Raw genomic sequence first — 14597 nt, forward strand, 5'->3', positions numbered from 1 at the left:
GAACATGGTCTGGCAACAAGTCTACGATCCCTTCGGTAATACGGTGCTGTCGACGCTCCTGGCGGCGGTTCCGGTGGTGGTGATGCTGGCGTCCCTCGCGTTCTTTCATGTCAAGGCGCATCTGGCGGCGTTGTATGCCCTGGCCTCGGCGTTGCTCATTGCGATTTTCGCCTTCGGCATGCCCGCCGGCATGGCCGGGTCTGCGGCGCTTTATGGCGCCGCCAACGGGTTGCTGCCCATTGGCTGGATTGTCCTCAACATCATTTTCCTGCACCGGCTGACCACCGAGAACGGCTCATTCAAGGTCCTGCAGGACTCCCTCGCGCGCATCACCGATGACCGACGCCTGCAATTGCTGCTGATCGCCTTTTGCTTCGGTGCGTTCTTCGAAGGCGCGGCGGGCTTCGGCACGCCAGTGGCGGTGACCGGCGCGATCCTGATCGGGCTCGGGTTTTCGCCCCTGGCCGCCTCGGGCCTGGCGCTGATCGCCAACACCGCGCCCGTGGCGTTCGGTGCCCTGGGCACGCCCATCATCACCCTGGCCAAAGTCACCGGGCTGGATGAGATGGAGCTGTCGATGATGGTCGGGCGGCAGTTGCCGTTTTTTTCGGTGCTGGTGCCGTTCTGGTTGATCTGGGCCTTCGCCGGGTGGCGCAAGATGCTGGAGGTCTGGCCGGCCATCCTGGTGGCCGGTGTCAGCTTCGCCATCCCGCAGTTCCTGGTGTCGAACTACCATGGGCCAATGCTGGTGGACGTGATTGCCGCGCTGATCTCCATGGCTTGCCTCGCCGGGTTCCTCAAAGTCTGGAAGCCGGCCACGGTGCACACTTCGGCGGCGCTGTCGGGCCGGCACGATGACTCGAAAATCGAAGCGAGCGAGCAACAGCAACCGGTCGCAAGCGGCGCTTTCGCCAGCGACAACCGCCCCGCCGTGCTACGGGCCTGGATGCCATGGATCATCCTCACGGTATTCGTGTTCGCCTGGGGCACCCAGGGCTTCAAGAACATTTTCGACACCCGCCCGGCCATCGACCCGCAGACCCAATCGGCCAAGCTCGACCCCCAGGGCAAACCGATGCGCGAGGCCAACCCGATCTTCTCGCCCTTGCTGACCTTCGGGACCATCCACCAGCAGATCGAAAAAGTCCCGCCCGTGGTGCCCCAGCCTAAAACCGAGGAAGCGGTCTACAAGTTCAACTGGTTCACCGCCACCGGCAGCGGCATCTTCCTGGCGGCGATTCTCGGTGGCTTGCTGATGGGCTATTCCATCCCGCAACTGCTGCATCACTACCTGCGAACGCTCTGGGTGGTGCGCTACTCGCTGATCACCATCGTGGCGATGTTGGCCCTGGGGTTTCTCACGCGCTACTCAGGCCTGGACGCGACCATGGGCCTGGCCTTCGCCGCCACGGGCATTTTCTACCCCATGTTCGGCACCCTGCTGGGCTGGCTCGGCGTGGCCCTGACCGGCTCGGACACGGCCTCCAACGTGCTGTTCGGCGGCTTGCAACGGGTGACAGCGGAGCAGTTGGGGCTCAGCCCTGTGCTGATGGCGGCGGCCAACAGTTCCGGCGGGGTCATGGGCAAGATGGTCGACGCCCAGTCGATCGTGGTCGCCTCCACCGCGACCCGTTGGTACGGTCACGAAGGCGAGATCCTGCGCTACGTGTTTTTCCACTCGGTGGTGCTGGCGATTCTGGTGGGCGGGCTGGTGACGTTGCAGGCGTATGTGGCGCCGTTCACGCATATGGTCGTCGGCGGACAGTAAATCGAGAATCAGCCATGATCGGGGCTGTTGTGGCGAGGGGATTTATCCCCGCTGGGCTGCGCAGCAGCCCTAAAGCAGTTAACTCAATCTTCCTGGCACACCGAGTTGTCTGGTTTGGGGGCTGCTGCGCAGCCCAGCGGGGCGGTGCGACGTTTCGCTAAATCCCCTCGCCACAGGTAAGCGCCTTTACAACCGGCGCTCACCTACTTTAAAGCAGGGTGTTACTGAACGTTTTTCAGCTTGACCACATCACCGGACACCGAGGTGGTGTAGCCGGTCAGGACCCAGGCCCAGAACCAGTTTTCCTGGACTTGGGTGTTGATCATGGCGTCGCCGCCCTTGGCCTTGATCGCTGCGGTCTGGGCACGCACGAAACGGTTGTTCTGGCGGATCGGGATCAGGCCGAACAGCAGCAGGCCGGTGGCCTTGGCTTCACTGTGGCCGACAACGGTGTATTGGCTGCTGTCGTATTGCTGGGTTTTCATCGCGGTACCGGTGCAACCCGCCAGGGCCAGGCCGAACAGTGCGCAGGCGACAACTTTGCTGATGTGGTTCATTGAATACTCCATGAGAAAACGCCCGGGATCCGTCTCTCGGGCGGCGCGTACTCTAACCGATCAGCAACAAATTGACACACGATAATCCGCCCAATTCAGCGCCTGGAAGGCTCATCGCAGAGCCATCCGTCAGTTGCATCTCCAGCGAAGCAGGCCTTCGTCGATAACATGAAAACTGCGCCACGGAAGGCAGTTCTTGCCTTGACGGCCGATAGGTAACGGCCGGACCCGTTGGAGGGTTTTATCATGATTGACCTGACTGTCTGGAACATTACCCTGCCCGTGCAAACGCCGGCGCAGGTCGTGGCGACCAAAGCCATGCCGACCCTGAAAAACAAGTATTTCGACAACAACGGCCAGCGGATCGTCTTCTGGGCGCCGGTCACGGGCTCCCATACCGGTAAAAGCGAGTACCCGCGCTCGGAACTGCGGGAAACCGGCAAAGACGGCAAGTTGCGCAACTGGCGCTACAACAGCGGCACCAACACCCTCAAGGGCGAGCTGTCGGTGAACCAGGTGCCTTCCGAAGGCCGCGTGGTGGTGGCGCAGATTCACGCCAAGGATGCGCCGACACCCTTGTTGAAACTGGTGTACCGCTACGAAAAGGGCACCGGCAATATCGACGTGGAATATCGAGTCAAGCCCAAGGACAAAAAGAGCCCGGTGATCTACACCGTGCCCAAGGTACCCTTGAACAAATCCTTCTCGTACACGCTGCAAATGGACAAGCAAGGCCAGCTCTCGGTGCTGATCGGCAACGGTGGCAAACAGGTGAAGCTGGACAAGTCCTGGCAAGGCTACGATTTCTATTTCAAGGCCGGCGTCTACACCTTGGACAACAAAGGCTATTCCAATGAAGGCGGGAAAGTGACCTACACCAAACTGAGCGTCAGTCACAAATGACTGACGCCCAGCCCTGCTTCAGGCCTTTGACGGCGCAACAAGCGCCTGCTGGCCACGGAAGGTAAACAGGAAGCAGACCAATACCAGCAGCGCGAATCCGGCCGGGAACAGCCAGATGCTCTGCCAGTCATGACCGCCGGCCACGACAAAGTGATCGGTCACCTGCCCCGCCACCCAGAAGCCGATCAGCATGCCCACACCGTAGGTCGCCAGGGTAATCAGGCCCTGGGCCGAGCTGCGAAAGCGTTCCGGTGCCTTGGCGTCGGTGTAGATCTGCCCCGAGACAAAAAAGAAGTCGTAGCAGATACCGTGCAAGGCAATGCCGGTGAACAGCATGAACGCCAGGTCGCCGTTATTGCCGTAGGCGAACAACACATAGCGCAGCGCCCACGCCAACATGCCCACCAACAGCGCCAGCTTGATGCCGAAGCGCTGGATGAACAGCGGCAACAGCAGCATGAACAACACTTCGGACACCTGCCCGATGGCCATCTTCGCCGTGGGGTTGGTCATCCCGGTTTCGGCCAGGAACGGGTTGGCATTCTGGTAATAGAACGCCAAGGGAATGCAGATCAGGATCGAGGCGATGAAGAACACCAGGTAGCTGCGATCCTTCAACAGACCCAACGCGTCCAGCCCCAGCAGTTGCCTTACACCACCTGTGCCGGCCTGCTCCTTGAGCGGTGCCGTGGCCGGCAGCGTAAAGCTGTAGAGCCCCAGGACCAGGGACGCGACGGCCGCCATCAGGAAGGTATTGCGCAAACCGCCTGCCGAGATCGCTTCGCGCGAATCCCAGGCGAACACAAAACTGATCACCACGCCAGCGACGATCCAGCCAATGGTGCCCCACACCCGGATGCGCGAGAACTCCAGCGCCGGGTCGCGCATTTGCCGGAACGCCACGGAATTGACCAGGGCCAGCGTCGGCATGTAGACCACCATGTACGCCAGCACGTACGGGTAGAACACGCTGAAATCCGCCGCCGAATACAGCTGATACAGCAACACCGCGCCGAGCAGGTGCAACACCGCCAGGATCCGTTCGGCATTGAAGTAGCGGTCGGCGATCAGGCCAACGACAAACGGCGCAATGATCGCCCCCCACGATTGCGTGGAAAACGCCATGCCGATCTGCCCGCCGCTGGCGCCCAGCGTGCTGGAAAGAAAAGTCCCCAAGGTGACGAACCAGCCACCCCAGATAAAGAATTGCAGGAACATCATCACGCTGAGGCGTGCGTTCATCGTGGTCATGACAGTCACCGTTTTATTGTTGTTCTTGTGAAAAAAACTCACCGCTTTTGTTACAAAAGGACCTCAACTGTGGGAGCAAGGCTTGCCCGCGATGGCCACGCCGCGGTCTAACCCTTGAACCGCGTTTTCGTTCATCGCGGGCAAGCCTTGCTCCCACAATGGGTTTCCTTGCCATTGGGTTTTGGCCACAGGTTTTTGGGTTGAGCCGGCTACCTCAACAGGCCCAACAACCGCCGATTGGAGTCTTCATCCGCCGTGACACTGGCGAAGTCATCGAACGCCTTGCCAGTCTTGCTGATCATGTGCCGCTGGATGAACGCTGCCCCTTCTGCGGCGCCCTGTTGCGAATCCTTCAGGCAGCACTCCCATTCCAAAACCGCCCAACCGCTGAAATCGTATTGGGTCAGTTTGCTGAAGATCGATTTGAAATCGATCTGGCCATCGCCCAACGAGCGGAACCGCCCGGGCCGATCGACCCAGCCCTGGTAGCCTCCGTACACACCGGAACGGGCATCGGGGCGGAATTCGGCGTCCTTGACGTGGAACATGCGGATGCGCGCGTGGTAGCGATCGATGAAGCCCAGATAGTCCATCTGTTGCAGCAGCAGATGGCTGGGGTCGTAGAGAATCGCCGCCCGTGGGTGATGATCGACCGCCTCCAGGAACTGTTCGAACGAGGCCCCATCGTGGAGGTCTTCGCCGGGGTGGATTTCGTAGCACAGGTCCACACCCGCTGCATCGAAGCAGTCAAGAATCGGCAACCAGCGCCGGGCCAGCTCGGCGAAACCTTGCTCCACCAGGCCCGCCGGGCGCTGCGGCCACGGGTAGAGATACGGCCACAGCAGCGCGCCGGAAAACGTCGCATGGGCCTTGAGACCCAGCCGCTGGCTGGCGCGGGCGGCCAGCTTGAGTTGCTCGATCGCCCATTCGGTCCGCGCCTGGGGCTGGCCGCGCAGATGGGCCGGGGCGAAGTCGTCGAACAACGCGTCGAACGCCGGGTGCACCGCCACCAACTGGCCTTGCAGGTGCGTCGATAACTCGCTGATCTCGACACCAGCCTGGGCACAGGTGGCCTTGAGTTCATCGCAATAATCCTGGCTCTCGGCGGCCCTGGCCAGATCGATGTACTGCGTGCCCGACGTTGGCAGTTGAATGGCTTTGTAGCCTTGCGACGCCGCCCATTGGGCGATATTGGCCAGGGTGTCGAACGGTGCTTCGGCGGACATGAACTGCGCCAGGAAAATGCCTGGGCCGCGCAGGCCGCTCGGTGATGTGTCGAGGGTATTCACAGCAGGGATGCTCCGGTTTGCACGGTGGTCCACTTCGCGTCGCCACGGTGGTTGAGGAGGACGGCCTCGATGAATGCCATGCCCCGCAAGCCGGTCTCGATACCGGGCACGCCTGGGGCGTCAGGGCCTTCGACATGGCTGCGAATGGCGTGGGCGAAATCGCCGTAGAGGTTGGCCATGGCCTCCAGGTAGCCTTCGGGATGCCCAGCCGGCAGGCGCATGCGCCGGGTCGCCGCCGCGCACAGCCACGGCTGGCCGACACCACTGCGCAGGATCCGCAGGGGTTGGTCAAAGGCGCGATGGATCAGGCTCGCCGGTTCTTCCTGGCGCCACTCCAAGGCCCCCTTGTCACCGTAGACGCGAATCTTCAGCGGGTTCTCTTCGCCGGTGCAGACCTGGCTTGCGATCAACGCGCCGCTGGCACCGCTCGCCATCTTGAACAGCATCGCGGCGTCGTCATCCAATTGCCGGCCCGGGATGTGCGTGCCCAACGCGGCGCATAGCTGTTGGATGGGCTGGTCCGCGACGAACTCGGCCAGGGAAAACGCGTGGGTGCCAATGTCGCCGATGCAACCGCCCAACCCCGACTGGCCGGGGTCGTCGCGCCATTCGGCCTGTTTATTGCCCTGGGCGGCGACATCCTGGCTGAGCCAGCCTTGGGGGTACTCGACCAGTACTTTGCGCACCTGGCCGATCACGCCCGAGCGCACCATGTCCCGGGCCTGCCACACCATGGGATAGCCCAGGTAGGTGTGGGCCAGGCCGTAGAGGCAACGGCTGCCTTGCAGCACTTCCCTGAGGGCCAGCAACTCATTGAGGTCGAGCGCGGCGGGTTTCTCGCTGAACACATGGAACCCGGCTTTCAAGGCCTGGCTGGCAATGGGTGCATGAAGATGATTGGGCGTGACGATCACCAGCAATTCCATACGCTGATCAAGCGGCAGCAGCGCTTCGCTGTCGAGCATCTGCTGCCAGTCGTGGTAGCAACGGGACCCGGCCAGGCCCAGGGCCGTGCCGGTCTGCCGAGTGTTGTGCGGGTCGCGGCTGAAGGCGCCGCAGACCAGTTCGAAACCGCCGTCCAGGCCCGCGGCCTGACGATGGGCCTGGCCGATGAAGGCGCCCTCTCCACCGCCGACGAAGCCCATTCTTATTTTCGGTGCTACAGGATTCATCGCGATTCTCTTCCTGTCAGGATGATGATGTAACCGGTTACATCATGGCGGAAATCTAGGCTCAGTTTCCCTGCGTGTCAAACCCAACGGGTTCACGCCTGAACATTTGTCACGCGCCCAACCTGCGGTAAGCTCCCCCACCGTACCCCCTGTTCCCCGAGGTGATTTTGTCCAACATTCGTGAAGTGGCCCGGCTGGCGGGTGTTTCGGTGGCCACGGTGTCCAGAACGCTGAAATCGCCCGAACGGGTGCTTCCCGAGACGCGGGACAAGGTCAACGCGGCAGTGGAACAGGCCGGCTATCGGCCCAACCTGATGGCCGTGCAATTTCGCTCCCGGCGCACCGGCAACCTGGTGATCCTGGTGCCGGCCATCGCCAATACGTTTTTCGCCCGGGTGATCAGCGGCGCGCAGCAGGCCGCGCAGACGGCGGGCTATCGATTGCTGCTGTGCGACACCCAGGGCCGCGCGCAGATCGAGCGGGAATTCGCCGCCCTGGTCTACGCCCACCAGGCCGACGGGGTGATCCAGTTGCGCGCCAGCGATCCTTTCGAATCGATGCCCGCAGGCGCTGAAAGCCTGCCGCTGGTCAACGCCTGCGAAGTGGTCAAGCACGCCCCCTACCCGACCATCAGCCTCGACAACCGCGCCGCCGCCCAGGCCATGACCGAGCATCTGATCGGCCTCGGCCATCGCCGCATCGGCATCATCAAGGGGCCACGCAGCAGCCCGTTGACCCTGGACCGCGTGGCCGGCTACCAGGATGCCCTGAACCAGGCCGGTATCGCCGTCGACCCAAGCCTGATCTGCCATGGCGACTTCACTTTGAAGGCCGGCGATGATGGCGCTGGCGCGATGCTGGAGCGAGCCGACCGTCCCAGCGCGCTGTTCTGTGAAAACGACGAGATGGCCATCGGCGCGCTCAGGCGCATCAAGCAGATGGGCCTGCGGGTACCCGAGGATATTTCCCTGGTGGGTTTTGACGACATCCCGTTCGCCGCCTACTGCGACCCACCCCTGACCACCATTTCGCAGCCTGCCGAAGCGTTTGGGCAAAAAGCGGTGGAGATGCTGATTGCCTTGATCGAGAAAAAGCCGATTGCCGAGCGGCATGTGGTGTTGCCGTTTGAGTTGACGGTGCGTGGCAGTACGGCGCCCCTTGCATAACCAGGAACCTGTGGCGAGGGGATTTATCCCCGTTGGGCCGCGAAGCGGACCTGAAACCTGATGCTCCGGTGTGTCAATTTGATTGGGTTGTTCATTAATGGGGCCGCTTCGCGGCCCAGCGGGGATAAATCCCCTCGCCACAAAACCTCCTGACCACGGCTTTACTCGCCATCACCCACGTTTGAACTACAGTGGAAGAACTCTGCATAAAGCCATAACAAGACGGAGAGGTCCCCCCATGCGAGTCAACAAGCGCTTCACCCTCCTGGCCGCCGCGGCCGCCTTGGCGGTTACCACCGCGGCCCAGGCTGCCCCGGTGTATATCAACATCCTGACGGGGGGCACCAGCGGGGTTTATTACCCGATCGGGGTCGGGCTTTCACAGATCTACAGCAATGGCATCCAGGACGCCAAGACCTCGGTGCAGGCCACCAAGGCCTCGGTGGAAAACCTTAACCTGCTGCAGGCCGGGCGCGGGGAGCTGGCCCTGGCCCTGGGCGATTCGGTGGCGGACGCCAAGAACGGCGTGGAAGACGCCGGCTTCAAGGCACCGTTGACCAAGCTGCGTGCCATCGCCGGCGCCTACCCCAATTACATCCAGATCGTCGCCAGCCAGGAGTCCGGTATCAAGACCCTGGCCGACCTCAAGGGCAAGACCGTTTCCGTCGGCGCGGCGAAATCCGGCACCGAACTCAATGCCCGGGCCATCTTCAAGGCCGCGGGGCTGACCTACCAGGACATGAAGGTCCAGTACTTGCCGTTCGCCGAATCGGTGGACTTGATCAAGAACCGCCAACTGGACGCCACGCTTCAATCCTCGGGCCTGGGCATGGCGGCCATTCGCGACCTGGCCTCGACCATGGCGTTGAACTACGTATCGGTGCCCACCGATGTGGTGGAGAAAATCGCCAACCCGGCGTACCAGAACGCAATGATCCCGGCCAATACCTACGACGGCCAGACCGACGCCGTACCCACCGTGGCCATCACCAACATCCTGGTCACCCGCGAAGATGTCCCGGATGAGGTGGCCTACCAAATGACCAAGCTGCTGTTCGAGAACCTCACCCGCCTGGGCACCTCCCATTCGGCGGCCAAGGACATCACCCTGAAGAACGCCGCGAAAAACCTGCCAATCGCGCTCCACCCCGGCGCCGAGCGCTACTACAAGGAAGTGGGCGCGCTGTAGCCCGATACGGTCAACGGCGCTCGCTGTCGTTGGCCGTCGTGTTTTCGCCCCTTGGATGTGAACAGAAGGCAGGCACCTCATGAGTGAAGACCAGCACGGCATCGCCACGGACCCGCGGGACTGGCCCAAGACGCTGTTCTACGTGGCCTTGTTGTTTTCAGTGTTTCAGATCGTCACCGCCGCGTTTTCTCCGGTTTCCAGCATCGTGCTGCGGGCGGTGCATGTCGGCTTCCTGCTGTGGGTGGTGTTCCTCAGCTACCCGGCCTATGGCAAGCAGCGACCCTGGCAACCCTTGGCCTGGGTCTTGAGCCTGGGGGGCGTGGCGACGGCCGTCTATCAATGGGTGTTCGAGGCCGACCTGATCCAGCGCTCCGGCGACCTGACCACCGCCGACATGATCATCGGCGTGATCCTGATTGTGCTGGTGTTCGAGGCCGCACGGCGGGTGATGGGCATCGCCCTGCCGATCATTTGCGGCGTATTCCTGGCCTATGGCCTGTTCGGCGAATATCTGCCAGGCGACTTGGCCCATCGCGGCTATGGCGTCGATCAAATCATCAACCAACTGTCGTTCGGCACCGAAGGGCTGTATGGCACACCCACCTACGTGTCGGCCACGTATATCTTCCTGTTCATCCTGTTCGGCGCCTTCCTGGAAAAGGCCGGCATGATCAAGCTGTTCACCGATTTCGCCATGGGCCTGTTCGGCCACAAACTGGGCGGGCCGGCGAAAGTAGCCGTGGTGTCATCGGCGCTGATGGGCACCATCACCGGCTCGGGCATCGCCAACGTGGTCACCACCGGGCAATTCACCATCCCGTTGATGAAGCGCTTCGGCTACAAGGCGGCGTTTGCCGGCGGTGTAGAGGCCACGTCCAGCATGGGCAGCCAGATCATGCCGCCAGTGATGGGCGCGGTAGCGTTCATCATGGCCGAAACCATCAATGTGCCGTTCGTTGAAATCGCCAAGGCCGCATTGATACCCGCGTGCCTGTACTTCGGCTCGGTGTTCTGGATGGTTCACCTGGAAGCCAAGCGCTCCGACCTCAAGGGCTTGCCCAAGGACCAGTGCCCCAGCGCCTGGGGTGCGGTCAAGGAGAGCTGGTTCCTGCTGATCCCGCTCGGGGTGTTGGTCTACCTGTTGTTTTCCGGACGCACACCGCTGTTTTCCGGCATGGTCGGCCTGGCGCTGACGGCCATCGTGATTCTTGGCTCGGCGATCATTCTCAAGGTCTCGAACTACGCGTTGCGCTGTGCCTTCTGGATCGCGCTGGGGCTGCTGTGCGTCGGTTTTTTCCGGCTGGGCATCGGTGTCGTGTTTGCGGTGATCGGCGTGTTGGTGGTGGCCTGCTGGTTCATGCAAGGCACGCGGGAAACCCTCGTCATCTGCCTGCATGCCCTGGTGGATGGCGCGCGTCACGCCGTTCCGGTGGGGATCGCCTGCGCCTTGGTGGGCAGCATCATCGCGGTGGTCTCGCTGACCGGCGTGGCCTCCACTTTTGCCGGCTACATCCTCGCCATCGGCCGGGACAACCTGTTGCTGTCACTGATCCTTACCATGCTCACCTGCCTGGTACTGGGCATGGGCATCCCGACCATTCCCAACTACATCATCACCAGCTCCATCGCCGCACCGGCCCTGCTGGAACTGGGCGTGCCGCTGATCGTGTCGCACATGTTCGTGTTCTATTTCGGCATCCTCGCCGACCTGACGCCACCAGTGGCACTGGCGTGTTTCGCCGCCGCGCCCATTGCCCGGGAAAGTGGCCTGAAGATCAGCTTCTGGGCAGTGCGCATCGCCCTCGCCGGCTTCGTCATTCCGTTCATGACGGTCTATAACCCGGCACTGATGCTCCAGGGCGACAACCTGTGGATGACCGCGTACATGCTGATCAAGACGTTGTTGGCCGTCGGGCTTTGGGGGATGGCATCCACCGGTTACCTGCAACAGAAAATGCCGATTTGGGAACGCCTGCTGTGCTTTGCCGCTGGCGCGTTGCTGGTGGTAGCCCTGCCATTGACCGACGAGATTGGCTTCGTACTGGGTGGGTTGCTGATTTTCCAGCACGTCTGGCGCTCGCGACGTGCCGGGCGGGCCTTGGCGTGATCGGTTTGTGCCTGGGCCTGTCCGGCGTGGTCTGGGCCCAGCTTCCCGTTGCCGACTTCACGCTGGCATGGAACCACACCATCGAAAAGATCCGCTGGGAGGAAGACTATCGCGTCAGCGAACAGGGCCTGGTGCTGGGTGAAGCCAGGGTCAAGGGCAATGGAGCGGGCATGGAGATTCCCGACAATGCCCGGCTGGAAAATGGCAGCTGGCACTATCAACGCCAGGTGCCGCCCCTGCAACCGCTGAAACTGGGGCGCACGCCGCAGGCTGGCGATTATCAGTTGTGTTTCGATGGCGGTTGTCGGGCGATGAGCCATTGGCTGGGGCCGCCGACAGAGGGCCAGCCGACCGTGGAGCTGTGGAGTTGCGAACAATCCTGAACCCATCAGAAAACACAGAACATCCGTGGCCAGCGATTACTCCCGCTGACGCGCGCCCTGTAGGAGCTGTGTAGGAGCGGTGTAGGAGCTGTCGAGTGCAACGAGGCTGCGATCTTTCCCCAGACACTTGAATCTCAAGTGAAAGATCAAGATCAAAAGATCGCAGGCTTCGCCAGCTCCTACAGAGCCCAGCAGGAGCAACTCCTCGACACAACGCAGAACCGTTTCACTCAGGCAAACGTCGCCCCCCGGGTATTCACGAACAGCGAATATAACGAGTGGCTGCCGGCCATGAACAACCGATTGCCTTCCCGGCCGCCGAAGCAGACGTTGGGGCAGCGCTCCGGCAAGGAAATGTGCCCGATGGCCTTGCCTTCAGGGTTGAACACCCGCACGCCATCGAGTTTTTCCAGGTCGGCCTTGGGGTCGCCATTGCCACCCCAACCGCACCAGAGGTTGCCGCTTTCATCGCATTTGATCCCATCGATCGCCGCGTAATCCAGGCCTTCGATGTGCTTGCGCCGCTCGCCCAGCGTGCCGTCATCCTTGACCGTGATCGCCCAGATCAAGCGGTTGGGCTTGGCCCGGCCTTCGACCACGTAGAGAGTTTTTTCGTCCGGAGAAAAACACAGCCCGTTCGGCCCCGCCAGGTCATCGATCACCTGAGTGACCTTACCGTTTTCACCGTCGATGCGATACACCGCGTGGGGCTGGACAGGCGTCACTTTGTGCCCTTCGTAGTTGTTGCCGGTCTGGAACGGTGGGTCGGTGAACCAGACCGAACCATCGCGCTTGCAGACGATGTCGTTGGGCGAGTTGAAAGGCTTGCCCTCGAAACTGTCCGCCAGCACGGTGAGGGTGCCGTTGTGCTCGGTGCGGGTGATGCGTCGGCCTTCACTGGCGGTGGTGGAGCCTTCGCACACCAGCAACCGGCCCTGGCGATCGCGGCACATGCCGTTGGAGAAATTGGAATTTTCGCGGTACACCGACAGGCTGCCGGTGATTTCATCCCAGCGCACGATACGGTTGTTGGGAATGTCACTGACCAGCAGGTAACGACCGTCACCGACCCACACCGGCCCTTCCGCCCAACGCAGGCCCGTGGCGAGCTTCTCCACGCTGGCGTTGAAGATGCGCAAGTCCATGAAGCTGGGGTCAAGGATGTTGATCAGCGGGTCCGGGTAACGCTGGCTCAAGGGTTCGGCCTGGGCAAGACCCGGCAGGTTGCCAAGGGCAGCGGCAGCGGCCGAGACCACCAGGGATTTTTTCAGGAAAACCCGGCGGCCCTGATCGGCGGCGGTTGCAGATTGCGAAGCATCCATCGTGCGTCTCCGTTAATTATTATTGGACGGGACGACAGTTTTACTCTGTGATAAGACATCGTACAAGTATGTGAGACGGCTCGTCCGGACAATTGATCAGTCCGGGTGCAGCGGTATACGAACGGTAAAAGTCGTGCCGACTCGCGCCTTCGAGTGAACCTCGATGGTGCCCTGATGGGCCGATACGATCGCCGAGGCGATGTGCAGACCCAGTCCGAGCCCGGCCGTGGAACCGTACTGCGCTTCACCGCTGCGCAGATTTCGGACCATTGGGTTGAAGATGTTGGCAATGGCCTCTTTCTCGATAGGCTTGCCCTGGTTGTTGATCGCGATCACGGCCATGTCCTCTTCAACGCTCAACGAAACAGTCACCGGCGTGCCTTCGGCGCCATGCTGGACGGCATTACCAATCAGGTTGGCGAACACCTGCTCCATGCGGGCCGGATCGAACAGCCCCTCCACGGCACCGGTCGTTTCAAAGAGGATTTTGCTTTCCGGGTGATAGGCCCGCGCCTCCTCCACCATGCCTTCGCAGGCGGCCACCAGATCGCCATTGAAGCGCTGCACCGGAATACCCGAACCCAGTTGGGTACGGGTGAAATCCAGCAGATCGCCGACAATTTTGTTGGCCCGCTTGACGCTGGTGTAGATGCGCGACGTGATCTTGGTGGCTTTGGCGGGCAGGTCCCCCGCCCGCAGCAGCACTTCGGAACTCAGCAGGATTGCGCCCAAGGGGCTGCGCAGGTCATGCCCGAGAATCCCGAGAAAGATATTGCGCGACGCATCCACCGCCCCCGAGTAACTGACGACGGACTCGGCCAAGGCCTGGTCCACGGCCTCGTTGAATCGAATCAGATCGTCCATGACCTGCTTGTGATCCAACTGCGTGTGCGGCATCCAGAGCATGAGCACGCTGGTGCGCAGGGCCCGGTATTCGGAAACCATTTGCTCCACGGTAAAACCCGAGGACTGGCGGATGACCGCATGGGTTTCGGCGGCGGTTTCGGCATCCGCCGTCGGAGCCTCCCCGTGGGACTTGGCAATGGCCTCCTTGCGCGTTTGCGAGGTGCGCAGGTCAGCGGCGATGGTGCGCAGCATCTGCTCGGCATGGTCGCGCAGGGCCACGGAGTCCATGCCTAGGGACGCAGGGGTTATGGTTTTGGCGAAGTCTTCCCACGCCTGAAGAATCGGCTCGATATTGTCGAGGATGAAATCGGCCAGGCGCATGGGTTTTTCCGCAAGTAGGGCGATGCTGTAGACGACACAGCGGCCTGATTGTTGTACAGCAAAGCACCGCACAATGTGGGTAATGCTGTTCATTTTTATTGGTGTGTATATCCGTTATTTCGGTAACGGCGGCTGGCGGTTCCGCTCTTACAGCGGCTCACTTTTGAGAAGCGCAAAAGTAAGCAAAACGCTTCTGCCCCACCACTCGGCACCTCGCCTAGGCTCGGTGTGCCCTCACTCCGGCATTGCTCCGTGGGCCGCCG

12 protein-coding genes are annotated in these 14597 nt (G+C 61.7%); 6 read left to right on the forward strand and 6 right to left on the reverse strand.

What is annotated here, in order from left to right; genetic code table 11:
* Positions 1-4 precede the first annotated feature (4 nt).
* A complete protein-coding gene (locus tag B0E42_RS25985) occupies positions 5-1768 on the forward strand; it encodes an L-lactate permease (protein WP_053177742.1) in 1764 nt (587 codons plus the stop codon).
* A gap of 221 nt (positions 1769-1989) precedes the next feature.
* On the opposite strand, the gene B0E42_RS25990 is transcribed toward B0E42_RS25985, so the two are convergent.
* Positions 1990-2325: a hypothetical protein gene (locus B0E42_RS25990; protein ID WP_053177744.1), complete on the reverse strand. Its 336-nt coding sequence runs from the start codon at positions 2323-2325 to the stop codon at positions 1990-1992.
* A gap of 246 nt (positions 2326-2571) precedes the next feature.
* Between B0E42_RS25990 and B0E42_RS25995 the strand changes: the two genes are divergently transcribed.
* Positions 2572-3228 carry a polysaccharide lyase family 7 protein gene (locus tag B0E42_RS25995; RefSeq protein ID WP_053177746.1) on the forward strand — a complete coding sequence of 219 codons (657 nt, stop codon included), beginning with the start codon at positions 2572-2574 and terminating at the stop codon, positions 3226-3228.
* An 18-nt stretch (positions 3229-3246) separates the two neighbouring features.
* Here the strand turns inward: B0E42_RS25995 and B0E42_RS26000 are convergent, their stop codons facing one another.
* From B0E42_RS26000 to B0E42_RS26010, 3 genes are all read right to left on the reverse strand, one after another.
* The gene (locus B0E42_RS26000; protein ID WP_053177748.1) at positions 3247-4479 is read right to left on the reverse strand and encodes a nucleoside permease; all 1233 of its coding nucleotides are present in this window, start codon (positions 4477-4479) and stop codon (positions 3247-3249) included.
* Positions 4480-4688: 209 nt separating this feature from the next.
* Entirely contained in the window at positions 4689-5768 is a 1080-nt protein-coding gene (locus B0E42_RS26005; protein ID WP_018611604.1) for a sugar phosphate isomerase/epimerase, read from the reverse strand.
* Entirely contained in the window at positions 5765-6940 is a 1176-nt protein-coding gene (locus B0E42_RS26010) for a Gfo/Idh/MocA family protein (RefSeq protein WP_077508302.1), read from the reverse strand. Before B0E42_RS26010 ends, B0E42_RS26005 begins: the two co-directional genes overlap by 4 nt.
* Before the next feature lie 167 nt (positions 6941-7107).
* Between B0E42_RS26010 and B0E42_RS26015 the strand changes: the two genes are divergently transcribed.
* The 4 genes from B0E42_RS26015 to B0E42_RS26030 all read left to right on the forward strand — a co-directional run bounded on the left by B0E42_RS26015 (position 7108) and on the right by B0E42_RS26030 (position 11785).
* Positions 7108-8106, forward strand: a complete 999-nt coding sequence (locus tag B0E42_RS26015; RefSeq protein WP_077508305.1) for a LacI family DNA-binding transcriptional regulator — start codon at positions 7108-7110, stop codon at positions 8104-8106.
* Positions 8107-8344: 238 nt separating this feature from the next.
* On the forward strand, positions 8345-9295 hold the full coding sequence (locus B0E42_RS26020; protein ID WP_053177752.1) for a TAXI family TRAP transporter solute-binding subunit: 951 nt from the start codon (positions 8345-8347) through the stop codon (positions 9293-9295).
* 79 nt (positions 9296-9374) lie between these two features.
* Entirely contained in the window at positions 9375-11402 is a 2028-nt protein-coding gene (locus tag B0E42_RS26025) for a TRAP transporter permease (protein WP_018611600.1), read from the forward strand.
* Positions 11399-11785, forward strand: a complete 387-nt coding sequence (locus tag B0E42_RS26030) for a DUF1850 domain-containing protein (RefSeq protein ID WP_053177754.1) — start codon at positions 11399-11401, stop codon at positions 11783-11785. Before B0E42_RS26025 ends, B0E42_RS26030 begins: the two co-directional genes overlap by 4 nt.
* Before the next feature lie 230 nt (positions 11786-12015).
* Here the strand turns inward: B0E42_RS26030 and B0E42_RS26035 are convergent, their stop codons facing one another.
* The gene (locus B0E42_RS26035) at positions 12016-13107 is read right to left on the reverse strand and encodes an SMP-30/gluconolactonase/LRE family protein (protein ID WP_053177756.1); all 1092 of its coding nucleotides are present in this window, start codon (positions 13105-13107) and stop codon (positions 12016-12018) included.
* 96 nt (positions 13108-13203) lie between these two features.
* The gene (locus tag B0E42_RS26040; RefSeq protein ID WP_053177757.1) at positions 13204-14334 is read right to left on the reverse strand and encodes a sensor histidine kinase; all 1131 of its coding nucleotides are present in this window, start codon (positions 14332-14334) and stop codon (positions 13204-13206) included.
* Between the last annotated feature and the right edge of the window lie 263 nt (positions 14335-14597).

The organism is Pseudomonas sp. A25(2017) (assembly GCF_002001065.1).
Classification (GTDB): Bacteria; Pseudomonadota; Gammaproteobacteria; order Pseudomonadales; family Pseudomonadaceae; genus Aquipseudomonas; species Aquipseudomonas kilonensis.

Excerpts from the sequence above, each read along its gene's own strand:
- B0E42_RS25985 (WP_053177742.1), top strand. The coding sequence starts at position 5 with ATGGTCTGGCAACAAGTCTACGATCCCTTCGGTAATACGGTGCTGTCG.
- B0E42_RS25990 (WP_053177744.1), bottom strand. The coding sequence starts at position 2,325 with ATGAACCACATCAGCAAAGTTGTCGCCTGCGCACTGTTCGGCCTGGCC.
- B0E42_RS25995 (WP_053177746.1), top strand. The coding sequence starts at position 2,572 with ATGATTGACCTGACTGTCTGGAACATTACCCTGCCCGTGCAAACGCCG.
- B0E42_RS26000 (WP_053177748.1), bottom strand. The coding sequence starts at position 4,479 with ATGACCACGATGAACGCACGCCTCAGCGTGATGATGTTCCTGCAATTC.
- B0E42_RS26010 (WP_077508302.1), bottom strand. The coding sequence starts at position 6,940 with ATGAATCCTGTAGCACCGAAAATAAGAATGGGCTTCGTCGGCGGTGGA.
- B0E42_RS26020 (WP_053177752.1), top strand. The coding sequence starts at position 8,345 with ATGCGAGTCAACAAGCGCTTCACCCTCCTGGCCGCCGCGGCCGCCTTG.
- B0E42_RS26025 (WP_018611600.1), top strand. The coding sequence starts at position 9,375 with ATGAGTGAAGACCAGCACGGCATCGCCACGGACCCGCGGGACTGGCCC.
- B0E42_RS26035 (WP_053177756.1), bottom strand. The coding sequence starts at position 13,107 with ATGGATGCTTCGCAATCTGCAACCGCCGCCGATCAGGGCCGCCGGGTT.
- B0E42_RS26040 (WP_053177757.1), bottom strand. The coding sequence starts at position 14,334 with ATGCGCCTGGCCGATTTCATCCTCGACAATATCGAGCCGATTCTTCAG.